Origin of the sequence: Streptomyces sp. NPDC006711, assembly GCF_042869775.1 — a bacterium.
Classification (GTDB): domain Bacteria; phylum Actinomycetota; class Actinomycetes; order Streptomycetales; family Streptomycetaceae; genus Streptomyces.
In genome coordinates this window covers 385907-403390 of sequence record NZ_JBIAGO010000001.1, presented here as the reverse complement: position 1 = coordinate 403390, position 17484 = coordinate 385907, and the positions used below count along the sequence as shown (strand labels likewise).

General features: G+C 70.5%; 16 protein-coding genes. 12 read left to right on the top strand and 4 right to left on the bottom strand.

Going from position 1 to position 17484, the window contains the following annotated elements; genetic code table 11:
- Positions 1 to 213: 213 nt before the first annotated feature.
- Together dcd and ACFYM2_RS01780 are read left to right on the top strand one after the other, a co-directional pair.
- On the top strand, positions 214 to 789 hold the full coding sequence (gene dcd, locus ACFYM2_RS01785; RefSeq protein ID WP_267058858.1) for a dCTP deaminase: 576 nt from the start codon (positions 214 to 216) through the stop codon (positions 787 to 789).
- Between the two features lie 2 nt (positions 790 to 791).
- Positions 792 to 1298, top strand: coding sequence for a phosphoribosyltransferase (locus tag ACFYM2_RS01780; protein ID WP_359006733.1), 507 nt, complete (start codon positions 792 to 794; stop codon positions 1296 to 1298).
- Positions 1299 to 1371: 73 nt separating this feature from the next.
- Here the strand turns inward: ACFYM2_RS01780 and ACFYM2_RS01775 are convergent, their stop codons facing one another.
- Positions 1372 to 2394, bottom strand: coding sequence for a Yip1 family protein (locus ACFYM2_RS01775; RefSeq protein ID WP_388832499.1), 1023 nt, complete (start codon positions 2392 to 2394; stop codon positions 1372 to 1374).
- 208 nt (positions 2395 to 2602) lie between these two features.
- Positions 2603 to 4870, bottom strand: a complete 2268-nt coding sequence (locus tag ACFYM2_RS01770; RefSeq protein WP_388832496.1) for a (Fe-S)-binding protein — start codon at positions 4868 to 4870, stop codon at positions 2603 to 2605.
- Positions 4871 to 5130: 260 nt separating this feature from the next.
- Here ACFYM2_RS01770 and ACFYM2_RS01765 point away from each other — a divergent pair, with 260 nt between their 5' ends.
- The 7 genes from ACFYM2_RS01765 to ACFYM2_RS01735 all read left to right on the top strand — a co-directional run bounded on the left by ACFYM2_RS01765 (position 5131) and on the right by ACFYM2_RS01735 (position 12302).
- Positions 5131 to 5997, top strand: coding sequence for an NAD-dependent epimerase/dehydratase family protein (locus tag ACFYM2_RS01765; RefSeq protein ID WP_359006725.1), 867 nt, complete (start codon positions 5131 to 5133; stop codon positions 5995 to 5997).
- Between the two features lie 14 nt (positions 5998 to 6011).
- Positions 6012 to 7055, top strand: a complete 1044-nt coding sequence (locus ACFYM2_RS01760; RefSeq protein WP_359006722.1) for an MraY family glycosyltransferase — start codon at positions 6012 to 6014, stop codon at positions 7053 to 7055.
- A gap of 56 nt (positions 7056 to 7111) precedes the next feature.
- The gene (locus ACFYM2_RS01755) at positions 7112 to 7882 is read left to right on the top strand and encodes an FkbM family methyltransferase (RefSeq protein ID WP_388832492.1); all 771 of its coding nucleotides are present in this window, start codon (positions 7112 to 7114) and stop codon (positions 7880 to 7882) included.
- Between the two features lie 226 nt (positions 7883 to 8108).
- Positions 8109 to 9962 carry a molecular chaperone DnaK gene (gene dnaK, locus ACFYM2_RS01750; RefSeq protein WP_388832489.1) on the top strand — a complete coding sequence of 618 codons (1854 nt, stop codon included), beginning with the start codon at positions 8109 to 8111 and terminating at the stop codon, positions 9960 to 9962.
- Positions 9962 to 10600 (top strand): nucleotide exchange factor GrpE, encoded by a 639-nt coding sequence (grpE, locus tag ACFYM2_RS01745; RefSeq protein WP_388832486.1) that lies wholly within the window; start codon positions 9962 to 9964, stop codon positions 10598 to 10600. The genes dnaK and grpE overlap by 1 nt, the downstream gene beginning before the upstream one ends.
- A 45-nt stretch (positions 10601 to 10645) precedes the next feature.
- The gene (dnaJ, locus tag ACFYM2_RS01740) at positions 10646 to 11833 is read left to right on the top strand and encodes a molecular chaperone DnaJ (RefSeq protein ID WP_359006713.1); all 1188 of its coding nucleotides are present in this window, start codon (positions 10646 to 10648) and stop codon (positions 11831 to 11833) included.
- Position 11834: 1 nt separating this feature from the next.
- A complete protein-coding gene (locus ACFYM2_RS01735; protein ID WP_359006710.1) occupies positions 11835 to 12302 on the top strand; it encodes a heat shock protein transcriptional repressor HspR in 468 nt (155 codons plus the stop codon).
- Between the two features lie 79 nt (positions 12303 to 12381).
- On the opposite strand, the gene ACFYM2_RS01730 is transcribed toward ACFYM2_RS01735, so the two are convergent.
- The gene (locus tag ACFYM2_RS01730; protein WP_388458496.1) at positions 12382 to 13281 is read right to left on the bottom strand and encodes a helix-turn-helix transcriptional regulator; all 900 of its coding nucleotides are present in this window, start codon (positions 13279 to 13281) and stop codon (positions 12382 to 12384) included.
- A gap of 248 nt (positions 13282 to 13529) precedes the next feature.
- On the opposite strand from ACFYM2_RS01730, the gene ACFYM2_RS01725 reads away from it, so the two are divergent.
- Together ACFYM2_RS01725 and ACFYM2_RS01720 are read left to right on the top strand one after the other, a co-directional pair.
- On the top strand, positions 13530 to 13784 hold the full coding sequence (locus ACFYM2_RS01725) for a 5'-nucleotidase (protein ID WP_350231240.1): 255 nt from the start codon (positions 13530 to 13532) through the stop codon (positions 13782 to 13784).
- Positions 13781 to 14113, top strand: coding sequence for a (2Fe-2S)-binding protein (locus ACFYM2_RS01720; RefSeq protein ID WP_350231239.1), 333 nt, complete (start codon positions 13781 to 13783; stop codon positions 14111 to 14113). The genes ACFYM2_RS01725 and ACFYM2_RS01720 overlap by 4 nt, the downstream gene beginning before the upstream one ends.
- Before the next feature lie 112 nt (positions 14114 to 14225).
- On the opposite strand, the gene ACFYM2_RS01715 is transcribed toward ACFYM2_RS01720, so the two are convergent.
- Complete coding sequence (locus tag ACFYM2_RS01715; RefSeq protein ID WP_359006703.1) at positions 14226 to 14636, bottom strand: TIGR03618 family F420-dependent PPOX class oxidoreductase; 411 nt, start codon at positions 14634 to 14636, stop codon at positions 14226 to 14228.
- Positions 14637 to 14767: 131 nt separating this feature from the next.
- Between ACFYM2_RS01715 and clpB the strand changes: the two genes are divergently transcribed.
- Positions 14768 to 17371 (top strand): ATP-dependent chaperone ClpB, encoded by a 2604-nt coding sequence (gene clpB, locus ACFYM2_RS01710; protein ID WP_359006700.1) that lies wholly within the window; start codon positions 14768 to 14770, stop codon positions 17369 to 17371.
- Positions 17372 to 17484: the final 113 nt, after the last annotated feature.

The following is a 17484-nucleotide window of genomic DNA, read 5'->3' as shown; positions in this document are numbered from 1 at the left end:
ATCTGGTCGCCTTGGGGATACCTCGGCTGCGTCCCGGGCAAGATCCGCCGGCCGGGGCCAGGGCCGGGCCGGGGTCAGGGCCGCCAGGGCCAGGGCCGGCCGGGGCCGCCCAGCCGCACACGGCCCCCCACGGCCGCCCGGATCAGCGGTGGAGTGCAGGCGCGCGGGTCGTCCGATTGGGGCGGGGCCGCGCGCCTTGCGTATCCTCGGGGCGTGCTTCTCTCAGACAAGGACATCCGGGCCGAGATCGACTCCGGGCGGGTACGGATCGATCCCTACGACGAATCCATGGTGCAACCGTCCAGCATCGACGTGCGCCTCGACCGCTTCTTCCGGGTGTTCGAGAACCACCGCTACCCGCACATCGACCCGGCGGTCGAGCAGGCCGACCTCACCCGGCTCGTGGAGCCCGACGGGGACGAGGCGTTCATCCTGCACCCCGGCGAGTTCGTGCTCGCCTCGACGTACGAGGTCATCTCGCTCCCCGACGACCTCGCCAGCCGTCTGGAGGGCAAGAGTTCGCTGGGCCGGCTCGGGCTCGTCACGCACTCCACCGCCGGGTTCATCGACCCCGGCTTCTCGGGGCACGTCACCCTTGAGCTCTCCAACGTCGCCACGCTGCCCATCAAGCTGTGGCCGGGGATGAAGATCGGGCAGCTGTGCCTGTTCCGGCTGAGCTCCTCGGCCGAGGAGCCGTACGGCTCCGAGCGGTACGGCTCGCGTTACCAGGGCCAGCGCGGGCCGACCGCCTCGCGGTCCTTCCTCAATTTCCATCGGACCCAGGTGTGAGCATGAGCGACCAGAACGACGTACGCGAGAACCTGACCTACGAGAAGTTCGGCGGGGCCATCCGCGAGCTCGCGCAGACCATCGCCGACGACGGGTACGAGCCCGACATCGTGGTCTCCATCGCGCGCGGCGGTGTCTTCGTCGCCGGTGGTCTCGCCTACGCGCTCGACTGCAAGAACATCCACCTGGTGAACGTCGAGTTCTACACCGGTGTGGGCACCACCCTGGAGATGCCGGTCATGCTGGCGCCCATGCCCAACGCCATCGACTTCTCCGGCAAGAAGGTGCTGATCACCGACGACGTCGCCGACACTGGCAAGACGCTCAAGCTCGTCCACGACTTCTGCGTCGAGCACGTCGCCGAGGTCCGCAGCGCCGTCATCTACGAGAAGTCCCACTCGCTGGTGAAGTGCGAATACGTCTGGAAGCGCACCGACGACTGGATCAACTTCCCCTGGTCCGTCGAGCCGCCCGTGGTGCGGCGCGAGGGCCAGGTGCTCGACGCCTGAGCCCCGTCAGGTACGGGAGAAGGGGCCCCGCCGGTCGTCCGGCGGGGCCCCTTCGCGTGCGTACGTCCGCGCCCTAGATCGTGCCGAGCTTGATCAGCGAGAGCAGCCCCACCAGCTGGATCGCGGACGCGCCGAGCGCCTTGGACCAGGGCAGGTCGTGGGACTTGCTCACCATCGACGTGAACAGGGCGCCCGCCGCGAGCCAGGTCGCCCAACCCAGGACCTGCACCACGCCGTTGTCGCCGCCGAGGAACACCGCGAGCAGCAGACGCGGCGCATCCGTCAGGCACATGATCAGCATGGAGAGGCCGACCGTCGGCTGCCACGCGCCGTCGCCGCCGAGCTGGCGGGCCATCGTGTGCGTCACCGCGCCCAGGATCAGGCCGCCCACCACGAACACGACGCCGGTCATGAGGACCACCGGGACGGCCGTGCCCAGCTTGGTGCTGATGACGTCCTCGCGGGCCTTGTCGAAGCCGAAGATCGCCAGCATGCCGTAGAGGAACGTGACGATCAGCGCGGGGCCCCACACCGGGTGGTCCCGCATCTGCCAGAACGTCGGCCCCGGCCGCGTCACGATGCCGGACAGGAGCTCCTTCCAGTGCAGACGGGGGCCGCTCGGCGGGGCCGCGACCGCGCCCGCGCGGTAGGTGGCGCCGTCGCCGTAGGGGTCCTCACCGATGCTGAACGCCTGGGTGTGGCCCGGGTTGTTCGCGTACGGGTCCTGATCCGGGGGGTAGCCCTGGGGGCCGCCCTGGCCGGGGTAGTAGGGGTCGCCGAAGTACTCCGGCTCCTCCTGCTGGGGGTGCGGCGGCCGCTGGTGGCGCGGCCGCTCATTTCCGTGCGACGGCCGCTCATTTCCGTACGGAGGCCGCTCATTTCCGTACGCCGGCCCCTCGTCGCCGTAGCGCGGCGGCTGCCCCTGTCCGTACCCCTGAGGTCGCTGCTGTCCTTGCCCCTGCCCGTACCCGTACTGCGGCTGCTGCTGGGCGCCCGGCCACTGCTGTGCCGGCGCCTGCTGCTGCCCTTGCTGTCGCGGTTGCCGCGGGGGGCGGTTGGTGTCCCGGCCGCCGCGTCCCATCCTGAATCCAGCCACGAATCGAACGTACCTGTTCCGTCGGTGCCCCAACCCGGGGCGGCCGGAACCGGGCCCCTTTGCGGCTGACCTGTGACATCCCCTAGGGGACTGCCGGGGGCGGCGGTGCCGTGCCTCGCGGGCCGGACGAGAGTTGCTGGGGACCACGCGAAGCGGCCGGGTCCGCCCTGGGGCAGAACCGGCCGCTCGTGTCGGGGGCCCGGCGCCGTTACTCCACCGGCTCGGGCTCCGGCGCGTTCTCCGTCTCGGCCGTGCCGGCCGGGTCCACCGGCGTCTTCACCGAGTCGAGGAGCAGCTGCGCCACGTCCACGACCTGAAGGTTCTCCTTGGCCTTGCCGTCGTTCTTCTTGCCGTTGACGGAGTCCGTCAGCATGACCAGGCAGAACGGGCAGGCCGTGGAGACGATGTCCGGGTTGAGGGAGAGGGCTTCGTCCACGCGCTCGTTGTTGATGCGCTTGCCGATCCGCTCCTCCATCCACATCCGCGCGCCGCCGGCGCCGCAGCAGAAGCCGCGCTCCTTGTGGCGGTGCATCTCCTGCTGGCGCAGGCCCGGGACGGCCGACATGATCTCGCGCGGGGGCGTGTAGACCTTGTTGTGGCGGCCCAGGTAGCACGGGTCGTGATAGGTGATCAGACCGTCCACCGGGGTGACCGGGACCAGCTTGCCCTCGTCGATGAGGTGCTGGAGCAGCTGCGTGTGGTGGATGACCTCGAACTCGCCGCCCAGCTGCGGGTACTCGTTCGCGATCGTGTTGAAGCAGTGCGGGCAGGTCGCGACGATCTTCTTCGCGGACTTCGGCTTCTTCGTCGCCGGGTCCTCATCATCCTCGCCGTACGCCATGTTCAGCATGGCCACGTTCTCCTGGCCGAGCTGCTGGAACAGCGGCTCGTTGCCGAGGCGGCGGGCCGAGTCACCGGTGCACTTCTCGTCGCCGCCCATGATCGCGAACTTGACGCCCGCCATGTGCAGCAGCTCGGCGAAGGCCTTGGTGGTCTTCTTCGCCCGGTCCTCCAGGGCGCCCGCGCAGCCGACCCAGTACAGGTAGTCGACCTCGGTGAGGTCTTCGATGTCCTTGCCGACGATCGGGACCTCGAAGTCGACCTCCTTGGTCCACTCCACGCGCTGCTTCTTGGCGAGGCCCCAGGGGTTGCCCTTCTTCTCCAGGTTCTTGAGCATCGTGCCCGCCTCGGACGGGAACGCGGACTCGATCATCACCTGGTAGCGGCGCATGTCGACGATGTGGTCGATGTGCTCGATGTCCACCGGGCACTGCTCGACGCAGGCGCCGCAGGTGGTGCACGACCACAGGACGTCCGGGTCGATGACGCCGTTCTCTTCGACGGTGCCGATCAGCGGGCGCTCGGCCTCCGCGAGGGCGGCCGCGGGGACGTTCGCCAGCTGCTCCGGAGTCGCCTTCTCGTTGCCTTCCATGTCCTTGCCGCCGCCGGCCAGCAGGTACGGCGCCTTGGCGTGCGCGTGGTCGCGCAGGGACATGATCAGGAGCTTGGGGGAGAGCGGCTTGCCCGTGTTCCAGGCGGGGCACTGCGACTGGCAGCGGCCGCACTCGGTGCAGGTGGAGAAGTCGAGGATGCCCTTCCAGGAGAAGTGCTCGATCTGGGAGACGCCGTAGACGTCGTCCTCGCCCGGGTCCTCGAAGTCGACCGGCACGCCGTTCGAGGCCATCGGCTGGAGCGCGCCGAGCGCGACGCCGCCGTCCGACTCGCGCTTGAAGAAGATGTTCGGGAAGGCCAGGAAGCGGTGCCAGGCCACGCCCATGTCGGTCTTGAGCGCGACGGTGATCATCCAGATGAACGACGTCGCGATCTTCAGGCCGGCGAAGAAGTACGTGAGGTTCTGGAGCGTGGACAGGTCCATGCCGCGGAACCAGGCGACGACCGGGTACGAGACGAAGAACGAGGCCTCGTAGCTGTCGACGTGGTGCTGGGCGCCCTCAAGGGCGTGCAGGGTGAAGATGCAGACGCCCACGATGAGGATGACGGCCTCGACGAAGTACGCCTGGCCCGTGTTCGAGCCCGCGAAGCGGGACTTGCGGCCCGGGCGCCCCGGCCGGTTCAGCTGCCGGATGGCGATCAGCGTGAGGATGCCGAGCGTCGTCATGGTGCCGAGGAATTCGACGAACATGTTGTACGGCGGCCAGTCGCCGATGACCGGCAGGATCCAGTCGGCCTGGAAGAGCTGGCCGATGGCGTTCACGATCGTCAGCAGCAGCGAGAAGAAGCCCACGGCGACGAACCAGTGCGCGACGCCGACGATGCCCCACTTGTTCATGCGCGTATGGCCGAGGAATTCCTTGACCACGGTGATCGTGCGCTGCGTGGGATCGCCCGTGCGCGTACCGGCCGGCACGTTCTGGCCGAGGCGCACGAAGCGGTAGATCTGCACGATGGCACGGCCGAACAGCGCTACGCCGACCGCGATTAGGACCAGCGACACGATGATCGCGGCGAGTTGCATGAGGGGGCTCCTCGGGCCTGCGAGGTGGGTACGGGGACGGGCTCGAAACGATTACTAAGCAGTAACTTATCCAGTCCACCTGAGCGTACCCATTTATGACGCCGCACTGTAGCCGCGCAGGCGGTGATCTGTGTCGCTCGGAGCGCCCGGGGGTGGGCCCGGAGGTGCGGCCGGATATCCATCGTGTTATTCACCACATATAGGGACATAACAAACTAACTTGGTGTCGGCCACGACGATCGAACCGATTGGGCGTCCCCATGCCAGCTCCCGCCACGTACCTGGTCACCGGTGGTGCCGGATTCATCGGCTCGCACCTCGCCGACGCGCTGCTCGGCCGGGGGCACACCGTGGTCGTGCTCGACGACCTGTCCACCGGCGCCCGCGCCAACCTCGCCGCCTCCTGGTCCGATCCCCGGCTGCGCTTCGTACGCGGCTCGGTCCTGGACGAGCCGCTGGTCGACGAACTCACCGCGCGCTGCGACGCCGTGGTCCACCTCGCGCCGGTGACCGGCTGCGTCGGCGCCGCGGCCCTGCGGCTCGGGCGCGCCCTGCTCGTCGCGGCGGCCGACGCCCGGGGCGAGGCGGCCTCGGGGGCCGTCGTCGTCAGGTTCGGCGACACGGTCGGCCCACGCCAGTCGCCCGTGCACGCCACCGCCCTGACCCGGCTCGTGCGCCGGGCGGTGGCGGGCGACGCCCTCGCGGTGCACGGCGACGGCACCCGCGCCTGCCGCTTCCTCGACGTCACCGACGCGGTCGCCGCGCTGCTCGCCCTGCTGTCCCACCCCGGCGCGGCGGGCGGCGCGTTCGACATCGCGGGCGCAGAGGAGACGACCGTGATGGCGCTGGCCGAGCGCGTCATCGCCCGCTGCGGCGGCGCGTCCACGATCAGCCACTTCCCCTGCGTCGTGGACCGCGTCCCGCACGAGACGTACGCCAGGATCCGCGGCGAGGCGGCCCGCCCGTTCGACACCGCGCCGCTGCGCGAGCTGACCGGCTGGCGGCCCGCGCGCGGCCTCGACGACATCCTCGACGCGGCGATCGCCCGGGCCCGCGCCGAGGCACCCGTCGTGCTGCCCGGACTCCGAGCGCCCGCCGCCGCCCCGGCCGGGCAGCACCGCGTCTGAGAGGACGGATCCCCATGCTGCACGGGCTCGCGGCCGCCACGACCGCCCTCGTCCTGACCGCGACGCTCGCGGCACTGCTCCGGGCCCTCATGCTCAGGTTCGGCCGCGCGGGTGACGCCACCCCCCACCTCGGCGGCGTCGCCGTGGCGCTAGCCACCCTCGGGGTGGCCTGCGCGGGACCCGTGCTCGGCGTCGCCGAACTCGGCCCGGGCGTAGCGCCGCTGCTCGCCGCCTCCGGTGGGATCGCCCTGGTCGGCCTCGTCGGCGACGTGCGGCCGCTCGGCGTACGGGTCAGGCTCGTGGCGCAGGCGGTGGCCGCGATCGCCGTGGTCACGCTCGCCGGCCTGACGCCGGGGGCGGGGGCCCTGGCCGTGCTGTGGATCGTGTTCGTCACCAACGCCTTCCAGTTCCTCGACCACTGCGACGGGGTGATGGGCGCGGTCGCCGCCGTCACGGCGCTCGGCCTCGCGGTCTGCGCGATCGCCGGGGGCCACCCCGGCAACGGGCTGCTCCTGAGCGTGCTCGCCGCCGCCCTGACCGGATTCCTGCTGCACAACTGGCACCCGGCCCGCATCCATCTGGGCCACTGCGGCGCCCTGTTCACCGGATTCCTGCTCGCCTCCTCCGCCGTCACCGTGCACGCGGGGGAGCCCGGCGGGCGCACCACCGCCGAACTCTTCGCGCTCACCGTGCTGGTGCTCACCGACACCCTGCTCGTCCTGCTCTCGCGCCGCCGCGCGGGCCGCCCGGCGCTGCGCGGCGGCGGCGACCACATCGCGCACCGGCTGCGGGCGCTCGGCCTCACCACCCAGGGCTCGGCCGTGGTGCTCGGCCTCGCCTCGCTCGCCTGCACGCTCATCGCCCTGCAAATCCACGACGGGCGCCTCGCCCCCGTCGCGGCGGTGCCGCTCGCCCTGGTGGTGCCCGTCGCGGTGGTGCTGTTCCTGCGCGTGCCGGTGTACGGACCCGCATCCCGCCGCCGCCCCCCGCGCGCCCGCACTCCCTCGGGCCCCGCCCCGCACACCGCCTCCGTCGACCTCGCCGGCGGCCGGGGATGACCCGCCCCGCCCATCCGCCGACCACCCCCTTTCCACCCGGGAGCAGCACAGACGTGATGACGACCCTTGCGCGCCACCTGCGCCGCGCGGTGCGCCGCCTCGGCATCGACGTGGTCCGCCACCGCCCGGCGGGCCAGGACCTGGTGCGCCTGTTGCGGCGGTACGAGATCGATCTGGTCCTCGACGTGGGGGCGTACCGGGGCGACTTCGGCGCGCTGCTGCGCGAGGCGGGCTACCGGGGCCGCATCGTCTCCTTCGAGCCGCTGCGCGAGCCCCGCTGCGAGCTGCGCCACCGGGCCGGACTCGACGACGCCTGGAGCGTGCTGCCGTACGCGCTCGGCGACCGCGCCGGGACCGCCACCCTGAACATCTCCGGCGACGCGGGCCCCGCGAGCTCCTTCCTGCCGATGCTGCCGCGCCACCGCGCCGCGGCCCCCGGCGCCGCGTACACCGGCGACGTCATCGTGGAGACCCGGCGCCTGGACGAGGTGTGGAAGCAGGTCACGGCGCCGGGCGAGCGGGTCTTCCTCGCGCTGGACGTGCAGGGGTACGAGGCCCAAGTCCTGGACGGCGCGGGGGAGTTCGCGGACGAGATCTGCGGGGTGCGGATCGGGGCGCCGCTGGTGCCGCTCTTCGAGGGCGGCCGGCTCTTCGACGACCTGCTCGCGCTGGCCCGCGAACGGTTCGGCCTGACCTTGATGTCGCTCACGCCGGACTTCACCGACCCGCGCGACGGACGGCTGCTCCGCTGCGGCCTGGTGCTGCTGCGCGAGGACGCGCCGGCCCCGGGCGAACAGGTGCCCGCGCAGGTGGCCGCAGTGGTGTGAGAGCGGTACGGGAGCGGTGCGGGAGCGGTGCGTGAGCGGGCTCCTGGGCGTACGCCGACGCAGCACTCCGCGCCAGCAAACCACCTCTGACCTGCGCCGATGGCATTCATTGCGGATAAGCGCAGAATAAAACCTGAGTCGGCCGGACTCAGCTCTGTTGACGTGATGCGAGCCGTCATGCATCCTTGAGCCAGTTCCACTCAAGTAGTCAGTTGGAGGAATCGAAATGGCACGTGCGGTCGGCATCGACCTGGGCACGACTAACTCCGTCGTCAGCGTTCTTGAAGGCGGCGAGCCCACCGTCATCACCAACGCAGAGGGCGCCAGGACCACGCCGTCCGTCGTCGCCTTCGCGAAGAACGGCGAGGTGCTGGTCGGCGAGGTCGCCAAGCGCCAGGCGGTCACCAACGTCGACAGGACCATCCGGTCGGTCAAGCGCCACATGGGCACCGACTGGAAGATCGAGCTCGACGGCAAGAGCTTCAACCCGCAGCAGATGAGCGCCTTCATCCTCCAGAAGCTCAAGCGCGACGCGGAGGCCTACCTCGGCGAGAAGGTCACCGACGCGGTCATCACCGTGCCGGCGTACTTCAACGACTCCGAGCGCCAGGCCACCAAGGAGGCCGGCGAGATCGCGGGCCTGAACGTCCTGCGCATCGTCAACGAGCCGACGGCCGCCGCCCTGGCGTACGGCCTCGACAAGGACGACCAGACGATCCTCGTCTTCGACCTCGGTGGCGGCACCTTCGACGTGTCCCTCCTGGAGATCGGCGACGGCGTCGTCGAGGTGAAGGCCACCAACGGTGACAACCACCTCGGTGGTGACGACTGGGACCAGCGCGTCGTCGACTACCTGGTGAAGCAGTTCCAGTCCGGTCACGGCGTGGACCTGTCCAAGGACAAGATGGCCCTCCAGCGCCTGCGTGAGGCCGCCGAGAAGGCCAAGATCGAGCTGTCCTCGTCCACCGAGACCTCGATCAACCTGCCCTACATCACGGCGTCCGCCGAGGGCCCGCTGCACCTGGACGAGAAGCTGACGCGCGCCCAGTTCCAGCAGCTCACGTCCGACCTCCTGGAGCGCTGCAAGACGCCGTTCCACAACGTCATCAAGGACGCGGGCATCCAGCTCTCCGAGATCGACCACGTCGTCCTCGTCGGCGGCTCCACCCGCATGCCGGCCGTCGCCGAGCTCGTCAAGGAGCTGACCGGCGGCAACGAGGCCAACAAGGGCGTCAACCCGGACGAGGTCGTCGCCATCGGCGCGGCCCTCCAGGCCGGTGTCCTCAAGGGCGAGGTCAAGGACGTCCTGCTCCTCGACGTCACCCCGCTGTCCCTCGGCATCGAGACCAAGGGAGGGATCATGACCAAGCTCATCGAGCGCAACACCACGATCCCGACCAAGCGCTCCGAGATCTTCACCACGGCCGAGGACAACCAGCCGTCCGTGCAGATCCAGGTCTACCAGGGCGAGCGCGAGATCGCGGCGTACAACAAGAAGCTCGGGATGTTCGAGCTGACGGGTCTGCCGCCGGCCCCGCGTGGCGTCCCGCAGATCGAGGTCGCCTTCGACATCGACGCCAACGGCATCATGCACGTGACCGCGAAGGACCTCGGCACGGGCAAGGAGCAGAAGATGACCGTCACTGGCGGCTCCTCGCTGCCGAAGGACGAGGTCAACCGCATGCGCGAGGAGGCCGAGCACTACGCGGAGGAGGACCACCGCCGCCGCGAGGCCGCCGAGTCCCGCAACCAGGGCGAGCAGCTGGTCTACCAGACGGAGAAGTTCCTCAAGGACAACGAGGACAAGGTTCCGGGCGACGTCAAGACCGAGGTCGAGACCGCCGTCGCCGAGCTGAAGGAGAAGCTCAAGGGCGAGGACTCCGCGGAGATCCGTACCGCCACCGAGAAGGTCGCCGCCGTCTCGCAGAAGCTGGGCCAGGCCATGTACGCCGACGCCCAGGCCGCGCAGGGTGGCGCCGCCGGTGAGGGCGCCGAGCAGGCCCACGCCGCGCAGGGCGAGGACGATGTCGTGGACGCCGAGATCGTCGACGACGAGAAGCCGAAGGGTGGCGCCGCCTGATGACGGAGGAGACCCCGGGCTTCGAGGAGAAGCCCGACGTCCCCTCCGGCGCATCGGAAGACGCCGAGCCGAAGGCCGCCGACTCCTCGAAGGAGGAGAAGGCGGCCCCGGCCGGGGACGCAGCCAAGGACATCGCCCTTCAGGCCCAGCTGGACCAGGCCCAGACGGCGCTCACCGAGCGCACCGCGGACCTCCAGCGCCTCCAGGCCGAGTACCAGAACTACCGCCGCCGTGTCGAGCGGGACCGCGTCACGGTCAAGGAGGTCGCCGTCGCCGGCCTCCTGACCGAGCTGCTGCCCACGCTCGACGACATCGGCAGGGCCCGCGAGCACGGCGAACTGACCGGCGGCTTCAAGTCGGTGGCCGAATCCCTGGAGACGGTCGCCGCCAAGATGGGCCTCCAGCAGTTCGGCAAGGAGGGCGAGCCCTTCGACCCGACGGTCCACGAGGCCCTGATGCACAGCTACGCGCCGGACGTCACGGAGACGACCTGCGTGGCGATCCTTCAGCCCGGGTACCGGATCGGCGAGCGTACGATCCGCCCCGCGCGGGTCGCGGTGGCCGAGCCCCAGCCGGGCGCGGCCGCCAAGGAAGAACAGCCGAGCGACGAGGAGAGCGGTGGCCCCGACAAGGGCTGACGCGGCGGTCATCGAAGAAGTGATCGTCCGGAAGGAGGGACGTCGATGAACACGAAGGACTTCGTCGAGAAGGACTACTACAAGGTTCTCGGCGTCCCCAAGGACGCCACCGACGCGGAGATCAAGAAGGCCTACCGCAAGCTGGCGCGCGAGAACCACCCCGACGCCAACAAGGGCGACACCAAGGCGGAGGAGCGCTTCAAGGAGATCTCCGAGGCCAACGACATCCTCGGCGACCCCAAGAAGCGCAAGGAGTACGACGAGGCGCGCGCCCTGTTCGGCAACGGCGGCTTCCGTGCCGGGCCCGGCGCGGGCGGCGGCAGCTTCAACTTCGACCTGGGTGACCTGTTCGGCGGGCAGCAGCCCGGCGGGGGCGGCGCGGGGGCGGGCGGCTTCGGCGGCGGCCTCGGCGACGTGTTCGGCGGGCTGTTCAACCGGGGCGGCGCGGGCGCCGGCCAGCGCACGCAGCCGCGCCGGGGCCAGGACCTGGAGTCCGAGGTGACGCTCAGCTTCACCGAGGCGGTCGACGGGGCCACGGTCCCGATCCGGCTCTCCAGCCAGGCGCCCTGCAAGGCCTGTTCGGGCACCGGCGACAAGAACGGGACGCCCCGGGTGTGCCCGACCTGCGTCGGCACCGGCCAGGTCTCGCGCGGCTCGGGCGGCGGCTTCTCGCTGACCGACCCGTGCGTGGACTGCAAGGGCCGGGGCCTGATCGCCGAGAACCCGTGCGACGTCTGCAAGGGCAGCGGCCGGGCGCGTTCCTCGCGCACCATGCAGGTCCGCATCCCGGCCGGGGTCAGCAACAACCAGCGCATCCGCCTGCGCGGCAAGGGCGCGCCGGGCGAACGGGGCGGCCCCGCAGGCGACTTGTACGTGGTGGTGCACGTCGACGCGCACCCGGTGTTCGGGCGCAAGGACGACAACCTCACGGTCACGGTGCCGGTCACCTTCACGGAGGCCGCGCTGGGGGCCGAGGTCAAGGTGCCCACGCTCAGCGGCCCGCCGGTCACCCTGAAGCTGCCGGCGGGCACCCCCAACGGCCGTACGATGCGGGCCCGCGGCAAGGGCGCGGTCCGCAAGGACGGCACCCGGGGCGACCTGCTCGTCACGGTCGAGGTGGCCGTGCCGAAGGAGCTGGACGACAAGGCCCGCGAGGCCCTGGAGTCCTTCCGCGACGCCACCGCGGGCCAGGACCCGCGGGCCGAGCTGTTCCAGGCCGTGAAGGGAGCATGAGATGGACCCCCGCCAGCGTCGCCAGCCGCCCTTCGGCGGGCGGGCGTACGAGCTGACCGACGAGACCCCGGTGTACGTCATCTCGGTGGCGGCCCAGCTCTCCGGTCTGCACCCGCAGACCCTGCGGCAGTACGACCGCCTCGGCCTGGTCTCGCCCGACCGCACGGCCGGGCGCGGCCGGCGCTATTCGGCCCGCGACATCGAACTGCTGCGTACGGTGCAGCAGTTGTCGCAGACCGAGGGCATCAACCTGGCGGGCATCAAGCGCATCATCGAGCTGGAGAACCAGGTCGCGGCGCTCCAGGCGCGGGTGGCGGAGCTGACCGGCGTCGTCGAGGGCGCGGCCGTGGCGATGCAGCAGCGCGAGGCGCAGGTGCACGCCTCCTACCGGCGCGACCTCGTGCCCTATCAGGACGTGCAGCAGACCGGCGCGCTGGTCGTGTGGCGGCCCAAGCGGACGTCGGAGTAGTCGGAATAGCCGCAGGGCCCTCCGGGGCCCCGGCGCCCCCTGTGAGGCCCGTCGTTCCCCTTGTGGGGGGCGGCGGGCCTCAGGCGTCCTGGTCCAGGATGCCCGACTGGGCGATGAGGAAGCCGAGTTGGGCCCGGCTGCCGCTGCCGAGCGCGGCGGCGAGCTTGGCGATGTGCGCGCGGCAGGTGCGTACGTTCATCCCGAGCCTGCGGGCGATGGCCTCGTCCACGTGGCCCTCCACGAGGAGCTTGGCGATGGAGCGCTGCACGCCGGTGATGCCGGCCGTCTCCAGGTGGTAGGGCACCTCGTCGTCCCAGGGCACGGCGGACTGCCAGAACTGGTCGAAGACGCCGACCAGGTACTGCACGAGCCCTTCGTGGCGCAGTTCCAGGGCGACTTGGCGGTCGCTGCGGGCCGGGATGAAGGCGATCTTCCGGTCCATGATGATGAGCCGGTCGATGATCTCTTCGAGGGTGCGCACCTCGAGCCCGTACGGCGCGATCCGTTCCACGTAGCCGATGGTGGCGGAGTGGTGGCGGGCGGTGTGCTGGTAGAGGGTGCGCATCTCGACGCCGCGCGCCACCAGGGGTTCGATGCGGCGCAGCCCCGCCTCGAAGCTCTCGGGCCTGCGTCCGCTGCCGGGCTGGATGACCAGGAGTTCGTCGGTGCACTCGTCGATGACGCGGTCGAGGGTCGCGTTGATCAGTTCGAGGCCTTCGAGGACCGTGATCGCGTGGGTGCCGGAGCGGTCGGGGGTCGCTATCGCCATGAACGGCTCGAACGTGCCGGCCAGGGCGATGGAGAGTCTTCTGCGCTCCTCGATCTCCCGTTCCAGGGGCTGCGTCAGCGAGTTGAGCACCACCGTGGGGGGAACCGGGCGCAGCAGTTCGGCGTCGTCCGGATCGGGGCGCAGCAGGGTCAGGTCGGTCAGGCACGGGGCGGCCTCGGCCTCCGACCGGGAAATGCCTCCCGTACGCAGGGCGAGGGCGTACAAGGCCGTCCCTGTCTCGCACAGATCGACCGGGCCGTGATCGTGTCCTATATGCCCCTGTTTCAACCTAGTTGCACCCCCCTCATGCTTTTGAATTACAGGAACATGATGCCTGGCCGCGCTGGTGGAAGTGGTCGGAGTGAGCCATCGTCGTATCCGCGGGGGGAGGTAATGATCAAAAGAGGTGGAGATCGGCCATGAGCAGGATGGTTCGAGCACTAAGCACGACAGCCGTTGTGGCGGCTGCTCTCTGCGCTCTCTCGGCGCCTGGGGACATCACTTGGGAGTCCCACCCCGCGAAGGCGGATGTCACGACCGCGTCGGACATCACCTGGGAGATCGCACCCAAGGTCGCGACCATAGCCGGTGACATCACCTGGGAGGTGGCGCCCAAGGCCGCGCCCGGTGACATCACCTGGGAGACCGCGCCCAAGGGTGCGGCGCCCGGTGACATCACCTGGGAGGACGCTCCCGCGGGTGCTGTCGCATGAGCTTCCCGCCTGACGACCGCACTTTTCGTCGCGAAATGGCCACGGCCTACCGCTCTGGGTGGCATTTCATCGACCTCGCCACAGCAGTCCCCCACCGTGGCGATTCGTTGATGGTCACCCTGCTCGGTGAGCCCGTCCTGATCGCCCGTGAGGACGATGAAGACGTCCGTGCCTACCGGTGCCTGCGCCGGCCGCGCGGGGCGCCGCAGCCCATCCGCTGCGTGGTCCGCTACGGCATGGTCTTCGTCAACCTCGACCAGCGTGACCACCAGCTTTTCGAGTCGGAAGCCCAACCCGATTCATCCACCGCCACCCCCCGCAGTGCCTGACGCGATCCCCCGTCGTTGTACATCGCGCAGGTGCTTCCCCCACACAGCGGCGCCATCGTGGACCTGAACACGGTGGCGCCGCTGTGCTGCCCGGACCCGGCCCGCGGCCCGCTCAGACGTTGCCCATGGCCCGGGTCAGCCTGATCTCGATCAGCACCCGCTCCGGGTTGACCCGGGGCGTGCGGTAGCGCTCCGCGTACCGCGCCTCCGCGTCCGCGATCAGCTCGGGCTCCCTGCGCACGAACGCCCGGCCCTCCAGGGTCGCCCAGCGCGCGCCCTCCAACTGGCAGAGCGCCACCCGCGCGCCCAGCGGGTCCGCCGCCGCGGCCGCCGCCACGTTGGCCGCCTTGCGGCTGGTCCCACTCGTGATCACCCGCGCGATGCCCGCCTGTGGGTCGTAGGTCGCCCCCACCGGCACCACATGCGGCGAGCCGTCCGGCCGGTGCGTCGTCAACGTGCAGATGTGGCGCTCGCGCCAGAAGCTGAGATAGCCCTCACCGGGCATGCGTACATCGATGGCCATGAGGGGAAACCTAGCCCCCGCCCACCCCGCCCCCTGCCTTGAGCGGAATGGACTCAACTTTGTGTACGTTGGAAGGGTCATAGGCAGGGCCGTCATGACCGACGACGTACGACGAGGAGGAGCGAACGCACGTGGACGCCGAGCTGACCAACAAGAGCCGGGACGCGATCAACGCCGCGAGCAGCCGGGCGGTAGCCGGGGGCCACCCCGATCTGACCCCCGCGCATCTGCTGGTCGCGCTCCTGGAAGCCCAGGACAACGAGAACATCACCGACCTGCTGGCCGCCGTGGACGCCGACCAGGCCGCCGTGCGCGCCGGCGCCGAGCGGATCCTGGCCGCGCTGCCCAGCGTGACCGGCTCCACCGTCGCCCCGCCGCAGCCCAACCGCGAACTGCTCGCCGTCATCGCCGACGCCGCGCAGCGCGCCAAGGAGCTCGGCGACGACTACCTCTCCACCGAACACCTGCTGATCGGCCTCGCGGCCAAGGGCGGACAGAGCGGTGAGACCCTGTCCCAGCAGGGGGCGAGCGCGAAGAAGCTTCTTGAGGCGTTCGAGACGAGCAGGGGAGGGCGCAGGGTGACCACACCCGACCCGGAGGGTCAGTACAAGGCGCTGGAGAAGTTCGGTACGGACTTCACGGCGGCCGCCCGCGAGGGCAAGCTCGACCCGGTGATCGGCCGGGACCAGGAGATCCGCCGGGTCGTCCAGGTGCTGTCGCGCCGCACCAAGAACAACCCGGTGCTCATCGGTGAGCCCGGCGTCGGCAAGACGGCCGTCGTCGAGGGCCTGGCCCAGCGCATCGTCAAGGGCGACGTGCCCGAATCGCTGAAGAACAAGCGGCTCGTCTCGCTCGACCTGGGCGCGATGGTGGCGGGCGCCAAGTACCGCGGCGAGTTCGAGGAGCGCCTGAAGACCGTCCTGTCCGAGATCAAGGAGAGCGACGGGCAGATCATCACCTTCATCGACGAGCTGCACACCGTCGTCGGCGCGGGCGCGGGCGGAGACTCCGCCATGGACGCGGGCAACATGCTCAAGCCGATGCTGGCGCGCGGCGAGCTGCGCATGGTAGGCGCCACCACGCTCGACGAGTACCGCGAGCGCATCGAGAAGGACCCCGCCCTGGAGCGCCGCTTCCAGCAGGTCCTGGTCGCCGAGCCGAGCGTCGAGGACACCATCGCGATCCTGCGCGGGCTCAAGGGCCGCTACGAGGCGCACCACAAGGTGCAGATCGCGGACAGCGCCCTGGTGGCGGCGGCGACCCTCTCCGACCGTTACATCACCTCCCGCTTCCTGCCCGACAAGGCCATCGACCTCGTCGACGAGGCCGCGTCCCGGCTGCGCATGGAGATCGACTCCTCGCCCGTCGAGATCGACGAACTCCAGCGCTCCGTCGACCGGTTGCGCATGGAGGAGCTGGCGCTCAAGAACGAGACGGACGCCGGCTCGCTCCAGCGCCTGGACAAGCTGCGCAAGGACCTCGCGGACAAGGAGGAGGAGCTGCGCGGGCTCACCGCGCGCTGGGAGAAGGAGAAGCAGGGCCTCAACCGGGTCGGTGAGCTGAAGGAGAAGCTGGACGACCTGCGCGGCCAGGCCGAACGCGCCCAGCGCGACGGCGACTTCGACACCGCCTCCAAGCTCCTGTACGGCGAGATCCCGGGCCTTGAGCGGGAGTTGGAGGAGGCCGCCGAGGAGGAGGCCGAGCAGGAGAAGTCCAAGGACGCCAAGGACACGATGGTCAAGGAGGAGGTCGGCCCCGACGACATCGCGGACGTGGTCGGCGCCTGGACCGGCATCCCCGCCGGCCGTCTCCTGGAGGGCGAGACGCAGAAGCTGCTGCGCATGGAGGGCGAGCTGGGCAAGCGCCTCATCGGGCAGGCCCAGGCCGTCCAGGCGGTCTCGGACGCGGTGCGCCGCACCCGGGCCGGCATCGCCGACCCCGACCGGCCCACCGGCTCGTTCCTCTTCCTCGGACCCACCGGCGTCGGCAAGACCGAGCTGGCCAAGGCGCTGGCCGACTTCCTCTTCGACGACGAGCGGGCCATGGTCCGCATCGACATGAGCGAGTACGGCGAGAAGCACTCGGTGGCCCGCCTGGTCGGGGCGCCCCCCGGTTACGTCGGCTACGAGGAGGGCGGCCAGCTCACCGAGGCCGTCCGGCGCCGCCCGTACTCGGTGGTGCTCCTGGACGAGGTCGAGAAGGCCCACCCCGAGGTCTTCGACATCCTGCTCCAGGTCCTGGACGACGGACGCCTGACCGACGGACAGGGCCGCACCGTCGACTTCCGCAACACCATCCTCATCCTCACCTCCAACCTGGGCAGCCAGTACCTGGTGGAGCCCTCGACCAGCGAGGAGGAGAAGAAGCAGCAGGTCCTGACCGTGGTGCGGGCGTCCTTCAAGCCCGAATTCCTCAACCGCCTCGACGACCTGGTGGTCTTCTCCGCCCTCACCAAGGACGAGCTGTCCCACATCGCCGGGCTCCAGATCGGCCGCCTGGCCAAGCGGCTGGCCGACCGGCGCCTCACCCTGGACGTCACCCCGGCCGCCCTGGAATGGCTCGCCGACGAGGGCAACGACCCGGCGTACGGGGCGCGCCCGCTGCGCCGTCTGATCCAGACCGCCATCGGCGACCGGCTCGCCAAGGAGATCCTGGCGGGCGAGATCAAGGACGGCGACACGGTGCGGGTGGACCGCTTCGAGGACGGGCTGATCATCGGGGCCGGACCCCGCTGACGGCGGCTTCCGCGCCCCGGCGCCTTCCCGCCCCCGGGCACATCCGGCCACCCGGGTCCGATTGAGTCAGCCGGGAGCGGATACCCGGGGACGGGGCTTGCCAGTCCTGCCCC

Coding starts and splice junctions, on each gene's coding strand:
- ACFYM2_RS01780 (WP_359006733.1), top strand. CDS start 792: ATGAGCGACCAGAACGACGTACGCGAGAACCTGACCTACGAGAAGTTC.
- ACFYM2_RS01770 (WP_388832496.1), bottom strand. CDS start 4,870: ATGCAACTCGCCGCGATCATCGTGTCGCTGGTCCTAATCGCGGTCGGC.
- ACFYM2_RS01765 (WP_359006725.1), top strand. CDS start 5,131: ATGCCAGCTCCCGCCACGTACCTGGTCACCGGTGGTGCCGGATTCATC.
- ACFYM2_RS01760 (WP_359006722.1), top strand. CDS start 6,012: ATGCTGCACGGGCTCGCGGCCGCCACGACCGCCCTCGTCCTGACCGCG.
- ACFYM2_RS01755 (WP_388832492.1), top strand. CDS start 7,112: ATGACGACCCTTGCGCGCCACCTGCGCCGCGCGGTGCGCCGCCTCGGC.
- dnaK (WP_388832489.1), top strand. CDS start 8,109: ATGGCACGTGCGGTCGGCATCGACCTGGGCACGACTAACTCCGTCGTC.
- grpE (WP_388832486.1), top strand. CDS start 9,962: ATGACGGAGGAGACCCCGGGCTTCGAGGAGAAGCCCGACGTCCCCTCC.
- dnaJ (WP_359006713.1), top strand. CDS start 10,646: ATGAACACGAAGGACTTCGTCGAGAAGGACTACTACAAGGTTCTCGGC.
- ACFYM2_RS01735 (WP_359006710.1), top strand. CDS start 11,835: ATGGACCCCCGCCAGCGTCGCCAGCCGCCCTTCGGCGGGCGGGCGTAC.
- ACFYM2_RS01720 (WP_350231239.1), top strand. CDS start 13,781: ATGAGCTTCCCGCCTGACGACCGCACTTTTCGTCGCGAAATGGCCACG.
- ACFYM2_RS01715 (WP_359006703.1), bottom strand. CDS start 14,636: ATGGCCATCGATGTACGCATGCCCGGTGAGGGCTATCTCAGCTTCTGG.